Origin of the sequence: Enterobacter hormaechei subsp. xiangfangensis (assembly GCF_001729785.1) — a bacterium.
In the GTDB taxonomy this organism is placed as follows: Bacteria; Pseudomonadota; Gammaproteobacteria; order Enterobacterales; family Enterobacteriaceae; genus Enterobacter; species Enterobacter hormaechei_C.
Map to the genome: position 1 here is coordinate 3,999,420 of NZ_CP017183.1, position 13,386 is coordinate 4,012,805.

General features: G+C 55.7%; 15 protein-coding genes. 12 read left to right on the forward strand and 3 right to left on the reverse strand.

Annotated features, from left to right (window positions below):
• Nucleotides 1–229 precede the first annotated feature (229 nt).
• Nucleotides 230–1,471 (forward strand): serine/threonine transporter SstT, encoded by a 1,242-nt coding sequence (gene sstT / locus BFV63_RS19070; RefSeq protein WP_045345572.1) that lies wholly within the window; start codon nucleotides 230–232, stop codon nucleotides 1,469–1,471.
• Between the two features lie 139 nt (nucleotides 1,472–1,610).
• Here sstT and BFV63_RS19075 read toward each other — a convergent pair whose 3' ends face one another.
• Together BFV63_RS19075 and uxaC are read right to left on the reverse strand one after the other, a co-directional pair.
• Complete coding sequence (locus BFV63_RS19075) at nucleotides 1,611–3,098, reverse strand: UxaA family hydrolase (protein WP_015571940.1); 1,488 nt, start codon at nucleotides 3,096–3,098, stop codon at nucleotides 1,611–1,613.
• A 17-nt stretch (nucleotides 3,099–3,115) separates the two neighbouring features.
• Nucleotides 3,116–4,528, reverse strand: a complete 1,413-nt coding sequence (uxaC, locus tag BFV63_RS19080) for a glucuronate isomerase (protein WP_003862632.1) — start codon at nucleotides 4,526–4,528, stop codon at nucleotides 3,116–3,118.
• A 475-nt stretch (nucleotides 4,529–5,003) separates the two neighbouring features.
• Between uxaC and BFV63_RS19085 the strand changes: the two genes are divergently transcribed.
• The 11 genes from BFV63_RS19085 to BFV63_RS19135 all read left to right on the forward strand — a co-directional run bounded on the left by BFV63_RS19085 (nucleotide 5,004) and on the right by BFV63_RS19135 (nucleotide 12,385).
• Nucleotides 5,004–6,302 carry an MFS transporter gene (locus BFV63_RS19085; RefSeq protein WP_003862634.1) on the forward strand — a complete coding sequence of 433 codons (1,299 nt, stop codon included), beginning with the start codon at nucleotides 5,004–5,006 and terminating at the stop codon, nucleotides 6,300–6,302.
• 197 nt (nucleotides 6,303–6,499) lie between these two features.
• Nucleotides 6,500–7,276, forward strand: a complete 777-nt coding sequence (gene exuR / locus BFV63_RS19090; RefSeq protein ID WP_003862635.1) for a transcriptional regulator ExuR — start codon at nucleotides 6,500–6,502, stop codon at nucleotides 7,274–7,276.
• A gap of 342 nt (nucleotides 7,277–7,618) precedes the next feature.
• A complete protein-coding gene (gene yqjA, locus BFV63_RS19095) occupies nucleotides 7,619–8,281 on the forward strand; it encodes a DedA family general envelope maintenance protein YqjA (protein ID WP_003862638.1) in 663 nt (220 codons plus the stop codon).
• A gap of 2 nt (nucleotides 8,282–8,283) precedes the next feature.
• The gene (gene mzrA / locus BFV63_RS19100) at nucleotides 8,284–8,667 is read left to right on the forward strand and encodes an EnvZ/OmpR regulon moderator MzrA (protein ID WP_003862640.1); all 384 of its coding nucleotides are present in this window, start codon (nucleotides 8,284–8,286) and stop codon (nucleotides 8,665–8,667) included.
• Between the two features lie 143 nt (nucleotides 8,668–8,810).
• Nucleotides 8,811–9,179, forward strand: a complete 369-nt coding sequence (locus BFV63_RS19105) for a DUF1090 domain-containing protein (protein WP_003862642.1) — start codon at nucleotides 8,811–8,813, stop codon at nucleotides 9,177–9,179.
• A 29-nt stretch (nucleotides 9,180–9,208) separates the two neighbouring features.
• Nucleotides 9,209–9,514, forward strand: coding sequence for an ElaB/YgaM/YqjD family protein (locus BFV63_RS19110; RefSeq protein WP_003862645.1), 306 nt, complete (start codon nucleotides 9,209–9,211; stop codon nucleotides 9,512–9,514).
• A gap of 2 nt (nucleotides 9,515–9,516) precedes the next feature.
• Entirely contained in the window at nucleotides 9,517–9,915 is a 399-nt protein-coding gene (locus BFV63_RS19115) for a phage holin family protein (protein WP_003862647.1), read from the forward strand.
• On the forward strand, nucleotides 9,912–10,208 hold the full coding sequence (locus BFV63_RS19120; RefSeq protein ID WP_003862649.1) for a YqjK-like family protein: 297 nt from the start codon (nucleotides 9,912–9,914) through the stop codon (nucleotides 10,206–10,208). Before BFV63_RS19115 ends, BFV63_RS19120 begins: the two co-directional genes overlap by 4 nt.
• Before the next feature lie 253 nt (nucleotides 10,209–10,461).
• Nucleotides 10,462–10,854, forward strand: coding sequence for a DoxX family protein (locus BFV63_RS19125; protein ID WP_003862651.1), 393 nt, complete (start codon nucleotides 10,462–10,464; stop codon nucleotides 10,852–10,854).
• Between the two features lie 72 nt (nucleotides 10,855–10,926).
• Nucleotides 10,927–11,913 (forward strand): glutathione S-transferase family protein, encoded by a 987-nt coding sequence (locus BFV63_RS19130; RefSeq protein ID WP_048241763.1) that lies wholly within the window; start codon nucleotides 10,927–10,929, stop codon nucleotides 11,911–11,913.
• A 106-nt stretch (nucleotides 11,914–12,019) separates the two neighbouring features.
• Nucleotides 12,020–12,385, forward strand: coding sequence for a DUF805 domain-containing protein (locus BFV63_RS19135; RefSeq protein WP_000384149.1), 366 nt, complete (start codon nucleotides 12,020–12,022; stop codon nucleotides 12,383–12,385).
• Nucleotides 12,386–12,423: 38 nt separating this feature from the next.
• Here BFV63_RS19135 and yhaJ read toward each other — a convergent pair whose 3' ends face one another.
• Nucleotides 12,424–13,326, reverse strand: coding sequence for a DNA-binding transcriptional regulator YhaJ (yhaJ, locus tag BFV63_RS19140; protein WP_003862655.1), 903 nt, complete (start codon nucleotides 13,324–13,326; stop codon nucleotides 12,424–12,426).
• Between the last annotated feature and the right edge of the window lie 60 nt (nucleotides 13,327–13,386).

The following is a 13,386-nucleotide window of genomic DNA, read 5'->3' on the forward strand; positions in this document are numbered from 1 at the left end:
ACAGGGAGAGGGGGAAATGCAATGCAGGCCGGGTAAGCGTAGCGCTACCCGGCGCTTTCGTTAACCAATAGTTAAAAAACATGACGCAACACGTAAAATCCAGCATTTTACGCTTCCCTCCTTTCACGTATTCCCTATACTCGACCAGGCAAACATTTACTTACATCCGGAAATAAATGTGACTTAGAGCACATCCAGGATGGAACGCAATTTCACTCAGGAATAACGTATGAGCACACAATCACGCGGTCTGTTCGCGCGCCTGGCGCAGGGCAGTCTTGTAAAACAAATTCTGATCGGGTTGGTACTGGGTATTCTGCTGGCCATGGTGTCGAAACCTGCCGCGGAGGCCACGGGACTGCTCGGGACGCTGTTTGTGGGCGCCCTGAAGGCCGTCGCCCCGGTACTGGTGCTGATGCTGGTGATGGCGTCGATTGCCAACCACCAGCACGGACAAAAAACCAACATTCGCCCTATTCTGTTCCTGTATCTGCTGGGAACCTTCTCTGCTGCCTTAACGGCCGTTGTGTTTAGCTTCCTGTTCCCGTCTACGCTGCACCTGACCAGCGCGGCCGGTGATATCACCCCGCCGTCCGGGATTGTGGAAGTCCTTCGCGGCCTGCTGATGAGCATGGTCTCTAACCCCATCACCGCACTGATGAGCGGAAACTACATTGGCATCCTGGTCTGGGCGATTGGTCTGGGCTTCGCGCTGCGTCATGGCAACGAGACCACGAAAAACCTGGTCAACGATTTGTCCAATGCCGTGACCTTCATGGTGAAGCTGGTGATTCGCTTTGCACCAGTCGGTATCTTTGGTCTGGTTTCTTCGACGCTGGCCACTACCGGTTTCGACGCACTGTGGGGCTACGCGCAGCTGCTGGTCGTCCTGGTCGGCTGTATGCTGCTGGTGGCGCTGGTGATCAACCCGCTGCTGGTGTTCTGGCAGATCCGCCGCAACCCGTATCCGCTGGTGCTGACTTGCCTGCGCGAGAGCGGCGTGTATGCCTTCTTTACCCGCAGCTCGGCGGCAAACATTCCGGTCAACATGGCGCTGGCGGAGAAGCTGAACCTGGATCGCGATACCTATTCCGTGTCGATCCCGCTGGGTGCGACCGTGAACATGGCGGGTGCGGCGATCACCATCACCGTGCTGACCCTGGCGGCAGTGCATACGCTGGGTATTCCGGTGGATCTGCCAACCGCGCTGCTGCTGAGCGTCGTTGCATCACTGTGTGCCTGTGGCGCATCCGGCGTGGCGGGCGGATCGCTGCTGCTGATCCCGCTGGCCTGTAACATGTTCGGTATCCCGAACGAGATTGCCATGCAGGTTGTCGCGGTCGGCTTCATTATCGGCGTATTGCAGGATTCCTGCGAGACTGCGCTGAACTCCTCTACCGACGTGCTGTTTACCGCCGCAGCCTGTCAGGCGGAAGATGCGCGTTTAGCGAAGAACGCCCTGCGCAGTTAAAAAGAAAAGCCCGGTGGCGGCTACGCCTTACCGGGCCTACAAGGTAAATGCAAAACGGCAACATGTGTTGCCGTTTTTAGTGTTTGCACCCTCTCCCTGTGGGAGAGGGCCGGGGTGAGGGCACCAGTCCGCACCCGACTTATAGCGTCACACCACTCTTAAAGATCGCCAGCTCGCGGAAGTCGTTCTTCTCGTTGCAGGTCTGCCTGCCGCTGGCAAATTCCACAATCGTGTCCACGAATTCGCTCAGCAGCTGCGGCATCGCTTTGCCGTGGATCAGCTGGCCCGCGTCAAAGTCGATCCAGTGCTTTTTCTTCGCCGCCAGTTCGCTGTTAGTGGCGATTTTCACCGTTGGCACAAATCCGCCGTACGGCGTACCGCGTCCGGTACTGAACAGCACCATATGGCAGCCGGCTCCCGCCAGCGCGCTGGTGGCGACCGCATCGTTACCGGGCGCGCTCAGCAGGTTCAGACCGTGCGTTTTCAGGCGCTCGCCGTAGCGCAGAACGTCAACCACCTGGCTCGCGCCCGCTTTCTGGGTGCAGCCGAGGGATTTCTCCTCCAGCGTGGTGATTCCGCCCGCCTTGTTCCCCGGCGACGGGTTCTCGTAAATCGGCTGATTGTGGGCAATGAAGTACTGTTTGAAGTCGTTCACCATGGTGACGGTCTTCTCAAACGTCTCTTCGTCGCGACAGTGGCTCATCAGAATGCGCTCTGCGCCGAACATCTCCGGCACTTCGGTCAGCACCGTGGTGCCGCCGTTGGCAATCACATAATCCGAGAAGCGGCCCAGCATCGGGTTAGCGGTAATGCCGGAAAGCCCGTCAGACCCGCCGCACTCCAGGCCAAACTTCAGTTCGCTCAGCTTGCCCGGCTCGCGCTTGTCGTGACGCATCACCTCGTACAGCTGGTGCAGTTGTTCAACGCCCGCTTCCACTTCGTCGTCCTGGTGCTGACACACCATAAAGTGCACGCGCTCAGGATCGAACTCGCCCAGCGTATCGCGGAAGGCGTCAACCTGATTGTTTTCACAGCCGAGGCCAATCACCAGCACCGCCCCCGCGTTCGGGTGGCGCACCATATTTTGCAGCATGGTGCGGGTATTGATGTGGTCGTCGCCCAGCTGGGAACAACCGTAGGTGTGGCTGAACAGATGCACGCCGTCGGTGCCTTCAGCATTGTTAGTCTCTTTCAGGAAACGCGTCTGAATTTGACGCGCGATCCCGTTCACGCAGCCGACGGTCGGGAGGATCCACAGTTCATTGCGGATCCCCACCTCGCCGCTGGCGCGGCGGTAGATCTGCACCTCACGATCGGCCGCCTGTCCTTCTTCTGCCTGGAAGTCAGGTTGATAGCTGTACTCGTCCAGATCGCTGAGATTGGTGCGGGTATTGTGGGAATGAATGTATTCACCCGGCGCAATATCCGCCAGCGCATGACCGATGGGCAAACCGTACTTCACCACGTTCTCCCCTTTCGCGATGGGGATCAGGGCAAACTTATGTCCACGTCCAATGGCCTGGCGTAACGTCACCGACTGGTTGTCGAAGGTCACTTCCGTCCCTTCGGCTAAATCGGCCAGCGCGACGGCAACGTTATCCAGCGAATGGATTTTGATGTATTGCATATCAACCTCAAACGGCCTTAGTTCAGTTCAATGGCGAAGTAGTCACGCGCATTGTTAAAGCAGATGTTTCTCACCATTTCGCCCAGCAGCTGGATATCCGCTGGCGCTTCGCCCGCGTGCACCCAGCGGCCAATCATCTGGCACAGAATGCGGCGGAAATATTCATGGCGGGTATAGGAGAGGAAACTGCGGCTGTCGGTCAGCATGCCAACGAAGCGGCTCAACAGGCCGAGCTGCGCCAGCTGCGTCATCTGACGCTCCATGCCGTCTTTCTGATCGTTAAACCACCAGCCGGAACCGAACTGCATCTTGCCCGGCATCCCTTCGCCCTGGAAGTTGCCGATCATGGTGCCCAGCACTTCGTTATCGCGTGGGTTCAGGCAGTAAAGGATGGTTTTTGGCAGCAGGTTTTGCTCGTTCTGTTTGCTCAGCAGTTTTGACAGCTCTTCCGCCATCGGACGGTCGTTGATGGAGTCAAAGCCCACGTCCGCGCCCAGCAGTTTGAACTGACGCTGGTTGTTATTACGCAGCGCGCCGATGTGATACTGCTGAACCCAGCCGCGGCGGGCATATTCCGCACCGAGGAATACCAGTACCGCCGTTTTAAACTGCGCCACTTCGTGCTCACTCAGGGCTTCGCCGGAGAGACGACGCGCCAGAATGCTGTCCAGCTCAGCTTCGCTGGATTCCGCGAACAGCACTACGTCCAGCGCGTGGTCAGACACTTTACAGCCGTGTGCGGCAAAGTGATCCAGACGTTTGGTCAGCGCGGTTTGCAGATCGCCAAAGCGACGGATATCGGTGTCAGACACTTCCGCCAGCTTCGCCATATAGTCGTTAAAGGTCGGCAGCTCGATGTTGAAGGCTTTATCCGGGCGCCAGCTTGGCAGCACTTTGATGTCAAACGTGCTGTCCTTCGCGACAACCGCGTGGTGCTCCAGAGTGTCGACCGGATCGTCGGTGGTGCCCACCATCTTCACGTTCATCTGCTTCATGATGCCGCGCGCCGAGAAGCTATCCTGCGCCAGCAGGTCGTTGCACTGATCCCAGATTTCATCCGCCGTGGCGGGAGAGAGCAGCTTGCCGGTGATACCAAACGGACGACGCAGTTCAAGGTGAGTCCAGTGGTATAACGGGTTACCGATGGTGTGGGGAACAGTAGCGGCCCAGGCGTCAAACTTCTCGCGATCGGTCGCGTCGCCGGTACACAGGCGCTCGGCCACGCCGTTGGTGCGCATTGCGCGCCACTTATAGTGGTCACCCTTCAGCCAGATATCATACAGGTTTTTGAAACGGTAATTTTCGGCAACCTGCTGCGGCGGTAAATGGCAGTGGTAGTCGAAAATCGGCTGGTCTTTTGCGTAGTCGTGGTACAGGCGGCGAGCAAATTCGGTATCTAACAGAAAATCGTCGGTCATAAACGGTGTCATTATCGTCTTCCTCATTACGGGAGCGTCAGAAAGCTTATGTTCAGATGCTGCAAAGTTATCACACCAATTTCCAGAGTCCGACGTTTTTTTCGTGAGTTAGATCAATAAACGTCGACAAATAAATTACCCTCAAAGGGGTAAACCCTCTCCCAGGCCGCGTCAGTTCTGGCTTTGCGCGTGCCGCATAATGTCCCTACAAAGATTCACACTTTTGTGATGTCACTCACCTTTTAAAGTTGTATGACAAGTTATCTTTTCGCCGTCGCAAACTATAAGCCGACGGAATGCATTACCGGTGTTTGATACATCGGATTTAACGGTACGGAAGCCGACTTAGCACGATTACTTATGGCAAGGTTCGGGCCGTTCCGGGACAGGTTCCCGGTTACGCCCCTCCCGTTACAGAACAGCTCCCGGCAACGGTTGAGTTGTTGCCGTGTCCCGACACGGAAATAACATAACGATGAGGTTTTACATGCGTAAAATTAAAGGGTTACGTTGGTACATGATCGCACTGGTGACGCTCGGCACCGTGCTGGGCTACCTGACACGTAACACCGTGGCAGCAGCGGCGCCAACGTTGATGGAAGAGTTACATATCTCCACGCAGCAATACTCTTACATCATTGCGGCTTACTCTGCCGCTTACACCGTAATGCAGCCTGTTGCAGGTTATGTTCTTGATATTCTGGGTACAAAAATTGGTTATGCCTTCTTTGCTGTAGCCTGGGCCGTCTTCTGTGGGGCGACCGCGCTGGCCGGCAGCTGGGGCGGACTGGCGCTGGCGCGTGGTGCGGTAGGTGCTGCCGAAGCGGCGATGATCCCCGCGGGTCTGAAAGCCAGCTCTGAATGGTTCCCGGCAAAAGAGCGTTCTATCGCTGTCGGTTACTTCAACGTGGGCTCCTCCATCGGGGCGATGATTGCTCCGCCACTGGTGGTGTGGGCGATTGTGATGCACAGCTGGCAGATGGCGTTCATCATCTCCGGTGTGCTGAGCTTTGCCTGGGCCATGGCGTGGCTGATTTTCTATAAACACCCGCGCGACCAGAAAAAGCTGTCTGACGAAGAACGTGACTACATTATTAATGGTCAGGAATCCCAGCATCAGACCGACAACGGCAAAAAGATGTCCGTCTGGCAGATCCTGGGCACCCGTCAGTTCTGGGGTATCGCCCTGCCACGCTTCCTGGCAGAACCGGCCTGGGGTACGTTTAACGCCTGGATCCCACTGTTCATGTTTAAAGTTTACGGCTTTAACCTGAAAGAGATCGCGATGTTCGCCTGGATGCCAATGCTGTTTGCAGACCTGGGCTGTATCGTCGGCGGCTACCTGCCACCGCTGTTCCAGCGCTGGTTTGGCGTGAACCTGATTGTGTCCCGTAAGATGGTGGTCACCATGGGCGCCCTGCTGATGATCGGCCCGGGTATGATCGGCCTGTTCACCAGCCCTTACGTGGCTATCGCCCTGCTGTGTATCGGGGGCTTTGCTCACCAGTCTCTGTCCGGTGCGCTGATTACGCTCTCGTCCGACGTGTTTGGTCGTAACGAAGTCGCCACCGCCAACGGCCTGACCGGGATGGCCGCCTGGACCGCAAGTACCCTGTTTGCACTGGTGGTCGGCGCGCTGGCGGATACGATTGGTTTCAGCCCACTGTTCGCGGTACTGGCTGTCTTCGACCTGTTGGGTGCGGTGGTTATCTGGACGGTGCTGAAAAGCAAATCCGCAGATGAACTTGCGAAAGAGTCCCTCGGGGGACCGGCGACGCAGAGTTAGCGTTGTTGTGCCGGGTGGCGGCTCCGCCTTACCCGGCCTACAAAATCCAATAAAATAGTAGGTCGGGTAAGCGTAGCGCCACCCGGCAAGAACGACGCAAAAGCCGCCTCCGGGCGGCTTTTTTGATGGCGAAATCTGGAGACTGGCACGCAAAAGTGGTATAACAAATCATTCGCCGTACCCTGCCTGGAGCGCATATGGAAATCACCGAATCACGTCGTTTATATCAACAACTTGCCGCCGAGCTGAAAGATCGCATCGAGCAAGGGGTCTATCTTGTCGGTGATAAACTTCCCGCTGAGCGTTTCATTGCGGATGAAAAAAGCGTCAGCCGCACGGTGGTCCGCGAAGCCATCATCATGCTGGAAGTGGAAGGGTATGTTGAGGTACGCAAAGGTTCCGGCATTCATGTGATTTCCAGCCAGGCGAAACACTCCCCCACCCCGGACGAAAGTCTGGAATTTGCCAGCTACGGTCCGTTTGAGCTTCTCCAGGCTCGCCAGCTGATTGAAAGCAACATTGCGGAATTTGCTGCGACGCAGGTGACCAAGCAGGACATCATGAAGCTGATGGAAATCCAGGATCACGCGCGTAAAGAAAAATGTTTCCGCGATTCTGAATGGGACCTGCAATTCCACGTCCAGGTCGCCCTTGCGACTCAGAACACGGCGCTGGCGGCAATCGTTGAAAAAATGTGGACTCAGCGCGTTCACAACCCGTACTGGAAGAAACTGCACGATCACATTGATTCCCGCACGGTAGATAACTGGTGTGACGATCACGACCAGATTCTTAAAGCCCTGATTCGTAAAGATCCGCATGCGGCGAAACTGGCAATGTGGCAGCATCTGGAGAACACCAAACAGATGCTGTTTAATGAAACAAGTGATGACTTTGAATTTAACGCTGACCGCTATCTTTTTGCCGATAATCCGGTCGTTCACCTCGATACCGCGACCAATCTCGCAAAATAACGCCCCGAACTGCTGGCAGGCGCACCGCCGCGCCTTCCGGCCAGACAGGGTAAGAAAACCTCTATAGTGTCAGCCTTTGTAAAATTTCTCGCTCCCCTCCGTGGCTTACGCCAAAATCATGTTTCCCCTCAAATTCTGTGACGCAGAACGTCGGGCTTTGTTACAATTGGATTCACTTCGTTATTTTGTAAGTTAGTGCTTGCTAACCAGCCAATTAACAGGGAACAGTGTTGGCCACACATCAATGTGTCCGCGAGCGACCATAATGAAATCATAACAATGTCGCCGTGCTGTATTTCCCGAATTACAGGCGTGACGTTAACCGATTTCCAGGAACACTGAATGGAACTTTTGACCCAACTACTGAACGCCCTCTGGGCTCAGGATTTCGAAACGCTGGCCAACCCGTCCATGATTGGCATGCTCTACTTTGTATTATTTATGATCCTGTTCCTTGAGAACGGTCTGCTGCCTGCTGCCTTTTTACCGGGCGACAGCCTGCTGGTGCTGGTCGGGGTGCTTTGTGCAAAAGGGGCGATGGCTTTCCCGCAAACGGTCCTGCTTTTAACCATTGCCGCCAGCCTGGGCTGCTGGGTGAGTTACATTCAGGGGCGATGGCTGGGTAACACGCGAATCGTTCAGAACTGGCTTTCGCACCTTCCGGCCCATTACCACCAGCGAGCGCACCACCTTTTCCATAAGCATGGGCTTTCCGCCTTGCTGATTGGCCGCTTTATCGCATTCGTACGCACCCTACTGCCCACCATTGCGGGCCTGTCCGGCCTGAGCAGCACGCGCTTCCAGTTCTTTAACTGGATGAGCGGCTTGCTGTGGGTGCTGATCCTGACCACGCTCGGCTACGCGCTGGGTAAAACGCCGGTCTTTATGAAATACGAAGACCAACTGATGTCTTGCCTGATGCTGCTGCCCGTCGTTCTGCTGGTGTTTGGCCTGGTCGGGTCCCTGGTCGTACTGTGGAAGAAGAAATACGGGGCCAGGGGTTAACGATGGTTATCTCCCCGCTCGCGCTGCGCCGCTTCTCTTACGCCATCGTCGCGCTGATGATGTTCAGCGCTCTTATCCTGCTGTGGTCTGCGCTACAGCATCAGGAGTCGACGCTGGCTATCCGTCCTGTGAGCCAGGGAACCAGCGTGCCGGATGGTTTTTCCATCTGGCATCATCTCGACGCAAACGGGATTCGCTTTAAGAGCATCACGCCGCAAGACGATGTGCTGCTGATAAAATTTGACTCCAGTGCGCAAAGCGCCGCGGCGAAAGCCGTGCTGGACCGCACGCTGCCGCAGGGTTACATCATTGCGCAACAGGATGATGACAGCCACGTCGCCTCCTGGATGTCACGGTTACGCGACACGTCGCATCGATTTGGTTAACGACTAATATTCCGAATATTTTCACCTACTTTGGTGAAACTCCCGTTTACTTACTATGCTTAAGTACGCGGAGCACCCCTCAGATGTTCTCCGCTTAGTTCTGGAACACGGCTTACGCCGTAACACAATGGAAGGTTTCTATAATGAAATACCGCATCACCCTGGCTCTGGCCCTTTTTTCTTTAAGCACAGCTTCCTTCGCTATGTCTCTTTGTCAGGAGAAAGAACAGGATATCCAACGCGAAATCAGTTATGCCGAAAAGCATAACAATCAGCACCGGATCGACGGACTGAAAAAAGCGTTGCGCGAAGTGAAAGACAACTGTACGGACAGCAAGCTGCGTGCCGATCATCAGGAAAAAATCGCTGAACAGAAGGACGAGATAGCCGAGCGCCGTCAAGACCTGCAAGAAGCGAAAGAGAAAGGTGATGCGGAAAAAATTGCCAAGCGCGAGAGGAAGTTGCAAGAGGCGCAGGACGAACTGAAAGCGCTGGAAGCTCGCGATTATTGAGTTAACGGAAATCTCAACAGGAGAGAATCATGTCAAAAGATACAACTTCAGAAAATCTGCGCGCTGAACTGAAATCCCTGGCGGACACCCTGGAAGAGGTGCTGAACTCTTCTGCCGATAAATCGAAAGAAGAAGTCAGCAAACTGCGCAGCAAAGCGGAGCAGGCACTGAAAGAGAGCCGTTACCGTCTGGGTGAAACCGGTGATGCGCTGGCGAAACAGACCCGCGAAGCGGCTGCGCGCGCAGACGAATATGTACGTGATAATCCCTGGACGGGTGTGGGTATTGGCGCCGCAGTGGGTGTGGTGCTGGGTGTCCTGCTGACGCGTCGTTGATTATGGAAGATCCACGTCACGCACAAGGGCCTGCTAAAAACGTCCTCGGCATTGGCCAGCGTATTCTTACGACGCTGGTCGGGATTGCCGAAACGCGCGTCCGGCTTGCGGTAGTGGAGCTGGAAGAGGAGAAAGCCAACCTCTTCCAGATGCTGCTCATGCTTGGGCTTACGATGCTCTTTGCCGCGTTTGGTCTGATGAGCCTGATGGTGTTAATCATCTGGGCTATCGATCCACAGTATCGTCTGAACGCGATGATTGCGACTACCGTGGTTCTGCTGGTGGCGGCGCTGATAGGCGGTATCTGGACCCTGCATAAAGCGCGCACGTCGACCTTCCTGCGTCATACGCGCCAGGAGCTGGCCAACGACCGCGCCCTGCTGGAGGATGATAAGTCGTGAGCGACAAAGCCGAACGTCAAAAGCGGAAAGCGTATCTGTTGAGCCAAATCCAGCAGCAGCGACTGGATCTGTCTGCCAGCCGTCGCGACTGGGTTGAAGCCACGCATCGGTTTGACCGCGGCTGGAACACGGTCCTGAGCCTGCGTTCATGGGCGCTGGTCGGCAGCAGCGTGATGGCGATCTGGTCGGTTCGGCATCCTAACATGCTGATCCGCTGGGCACGTCGCGGCTTTGGCGCCTGGAGCGCCTGGCGTCTGGTGAAAACCACGCTGCGACAGCAGCAGTTGCGGTGAAAAAAGCAAAACGGTAACCCTGGTTACCGTTTTTTGTTTTTGCCCCCTCTCCCTGTGGGAGAGGGATGGGGTGAGGGCACCAGCCCGCACGCTCCCTTACTCAATATCTTTGAAGAAGATTAACAGTTTTCCTTGCTAACAATTGCCATCCGCCCCGTTTACACTCCTCTCCATCGACAGCAAAGACGCGGTATCTACCCGAATTTGCACGCAAATAACGTTTAGCCGCTGATGTGGTTCCCTGGAGAGTAAAATGAAAAAATTAGAAGATGTTGGTGTACTGGTAGCGCGTATTCTGATGCCAATTCTGTTCATCACCGCAGGCTGGGGCAAAATTACCGGCTATGCGGGCACTCAGCAGTATATGGAAGCGATGGGCGTGCCGGGGTTCCTGCTGCCACTGACCATTCTGCTTGAGTTCGGCGGCGGCCTGGCAGTGCTGTTCGGTTTCCTGACCCGCACCACGGCGCTGTTCACCGCAGGCTTTACCCTGCTGACCGCGTTCATCTTCCACAGCAACTTTGCGGAAGGCGTGAACTCCCTGATGTTCATGAAAAACCTGACCATCGCGGGTGGCTTCCTGCTGCTGGCTATCACGGGCCCGGGCGCCTACAGCATCGACCGTCTTCTGAATAAGAAGTGGTAAGCAGGCTATACTGATTACATTCAAAGCGAGGAGACATCTCCTCGCTTTTGCTATCTGACGGAGGAGAAAAAAATGGGACAACTCGTAGACGGCGTCTGGCAGGATGTCTGGTATGACACCAAATCCACCGGTGGACGCTTTAAGCGCTCTGTTTCGGCCTTCCGTAACTGGCTGACCGCCGACGGCGCACCCGGCCCGAGTGGCGAAGGGGGCTTTACGGCGGAGAAAGATCGTTATCATCTGTACGTTTCTCTCGCCTGTCCGTGGGCGCACCGCACGCTGATTGTACGCAAGCTTAAAGGCCTCGAATCGTTAATTCCGGTTTCGGTGGTCAACCCGCTGATGCTGGAAAACGGCTGGACGTTCGACAGTGACTTCCCTGCCGCGACGGGTGATGAGCTTTATCATCACGATTTCCTGTATCAGCTCTATCTGCGCGCCGATCCGCACTACACCGGACGCGTAACGGTGCCGGTGCTGTGGGACAAGAAAAACCAGACGATCGTCAGCAATGAATCCGCTGAAATCATTCGCATGTTCAATACCGCGTTTGACGCGCACGGCGCCCGCGCCGGGGATTACTACCCGGTTGAGCTGCGCGAGAAAATTGACGAGCTGAACGGCTGGATCTACGACAACGTCAACAACGGCGTCTATAAAGCGGGCTTTGCCACCAGTCAGGAAGCGTACGACGAAGCGGTCGGCAACGTGTTTGGATCCCTGGAGCGCCTGGAGCAGATCCTCGGCCAGCATCGTTATTTAACGGGCGATCGCCTCACTGAAGCAGACATCCGCCTGTGGACGACGCTGATCCGCTTCGATCCGGTGTATGTCACCCACTTCAAGTGCGACAAGCATCGCATCAGCGATTATCTGAACCTGCACGGTTTCCTGCGCGACATCTATCAGATGCCGGGGATTGCGGAGACGGTCAATTTTGACCATATTCGCACCCATTATTTCCGCAGTCATAAGACCATCAACCCAACGGGCATTATCTCCATTGGCCCGTGGCAGGACCTGGATGAACCGCACGGGCGCGACGTGCGTTTCGGATAATTATTTAGGGAATCAATTGATTCCCTTTTTTAATTCACAGCATACATCTATCCTTACCTCGATCGCTTAGAAAACAAGTGATTGACTGATTATGAGGCAAGGAAAAATGGACTGGTATTTAAAGGTACTGCGCAACTATTTTGGTTTTGGTGGCCGTGCCCGCCGTAAAGAGTACTGGATGTTCGTTCTGGTGAACTTCGTCTTGATTATGGTGCTGGGCATTGTGGACAAGATCCTCGGCTGGGAACGCGAGGGGGGTGAAGGCATTCTCACCACCATTTATGGTGTGTTAGTTCTGCTGCCTTCATGGGCCGTACTGTTTCGTCGTCTCCACGACACCGATCGTTCGGCGTGGTGGCTGCTGTTGCTGTTGATCCCGCTTATCGGCTGGATCGTGATTTTGATTTTCAACTGTCAGAGCGGAACGCCGGGCGAAAACCGCTTTGGTCCGGATCCTAAGGCAAGCGCGTAAATTCTGCCCGGTGGCGCTTACGCTTACCGGGCCTACGCTTATTTGTTGTGGTGGGCAAAGAGCTTGGGAATTTCACGCAAACACCACGATTTGGCTTCGCCCATGCTATCGCGACGCCACGCCATAATAATATCCACTTCGCTGGTGTATTCCGGGCTGACGACGCGCAACCGCCCTTCTGCAATGTCCTTTTCGACAAACGGGTACGGCATAGTCGCCACGCCCAGCCCCGCCAGGAGCGCCTGTCGCTTATCTTCCAGCGACGTTACCGTCAGTCGCGGCTGTTTATCCAGCAACTGTACCGTTAACACCGGGCGCTCTCGGGCGGTATCCGCGACCGCCACGCCGCGGTATTTCACGCGCGTGACCTCAGAGAGCGGCTCCGGCTCCTGATGGATAGGGTGATCCGGCGCGGCGACGTAGACGTTCATCACGCTGTAGAGCTTGCGCGAATTGATTTCTGACGATGAGCGGAAATGCATGTCTGGCGCAATCACGATATCCGCCCTGCCCGTCTCAAGACGCTCCCATGCCCCGGCCAGCACCTCGGTGATGATCGACAGCTGGGTATTGGCTTTCGCGGCCAGTCTGTCCACCAGCGGAAACAGCGCTTCGGTGGGCACCAGCGCTTCGGTCACTAACGTCAGATGGGTTTCCCAGCCGCGGGCCAGCGCTTCGGCATCGGTCGTCAGCTTATCCGCCGCTTCCAGCAATACGCGGCCGCGCTCCAGCAGCATCCGCCCAACGTTGGTGAATTTTGTTCGATGACCGGAGCGATCGAAGAGCACAACATCCAGCTCCTCTTCCAGCTTTTGCATGGTGTAGCTCAGCGCAGACGGAACGCGCCCCAGTTCATCTGCCGCCGCGGCAAAACTGCCGCGCCTGTCAATCGCGTCCATGACGCGAAGCGCCTCAAGCGTCAATGCTCTCTCTTTAGCCATCTCGTTCTCATTCAGGAAATTTGAACATACCAGGCAGAATATCTGGCTAACAATGCAGCG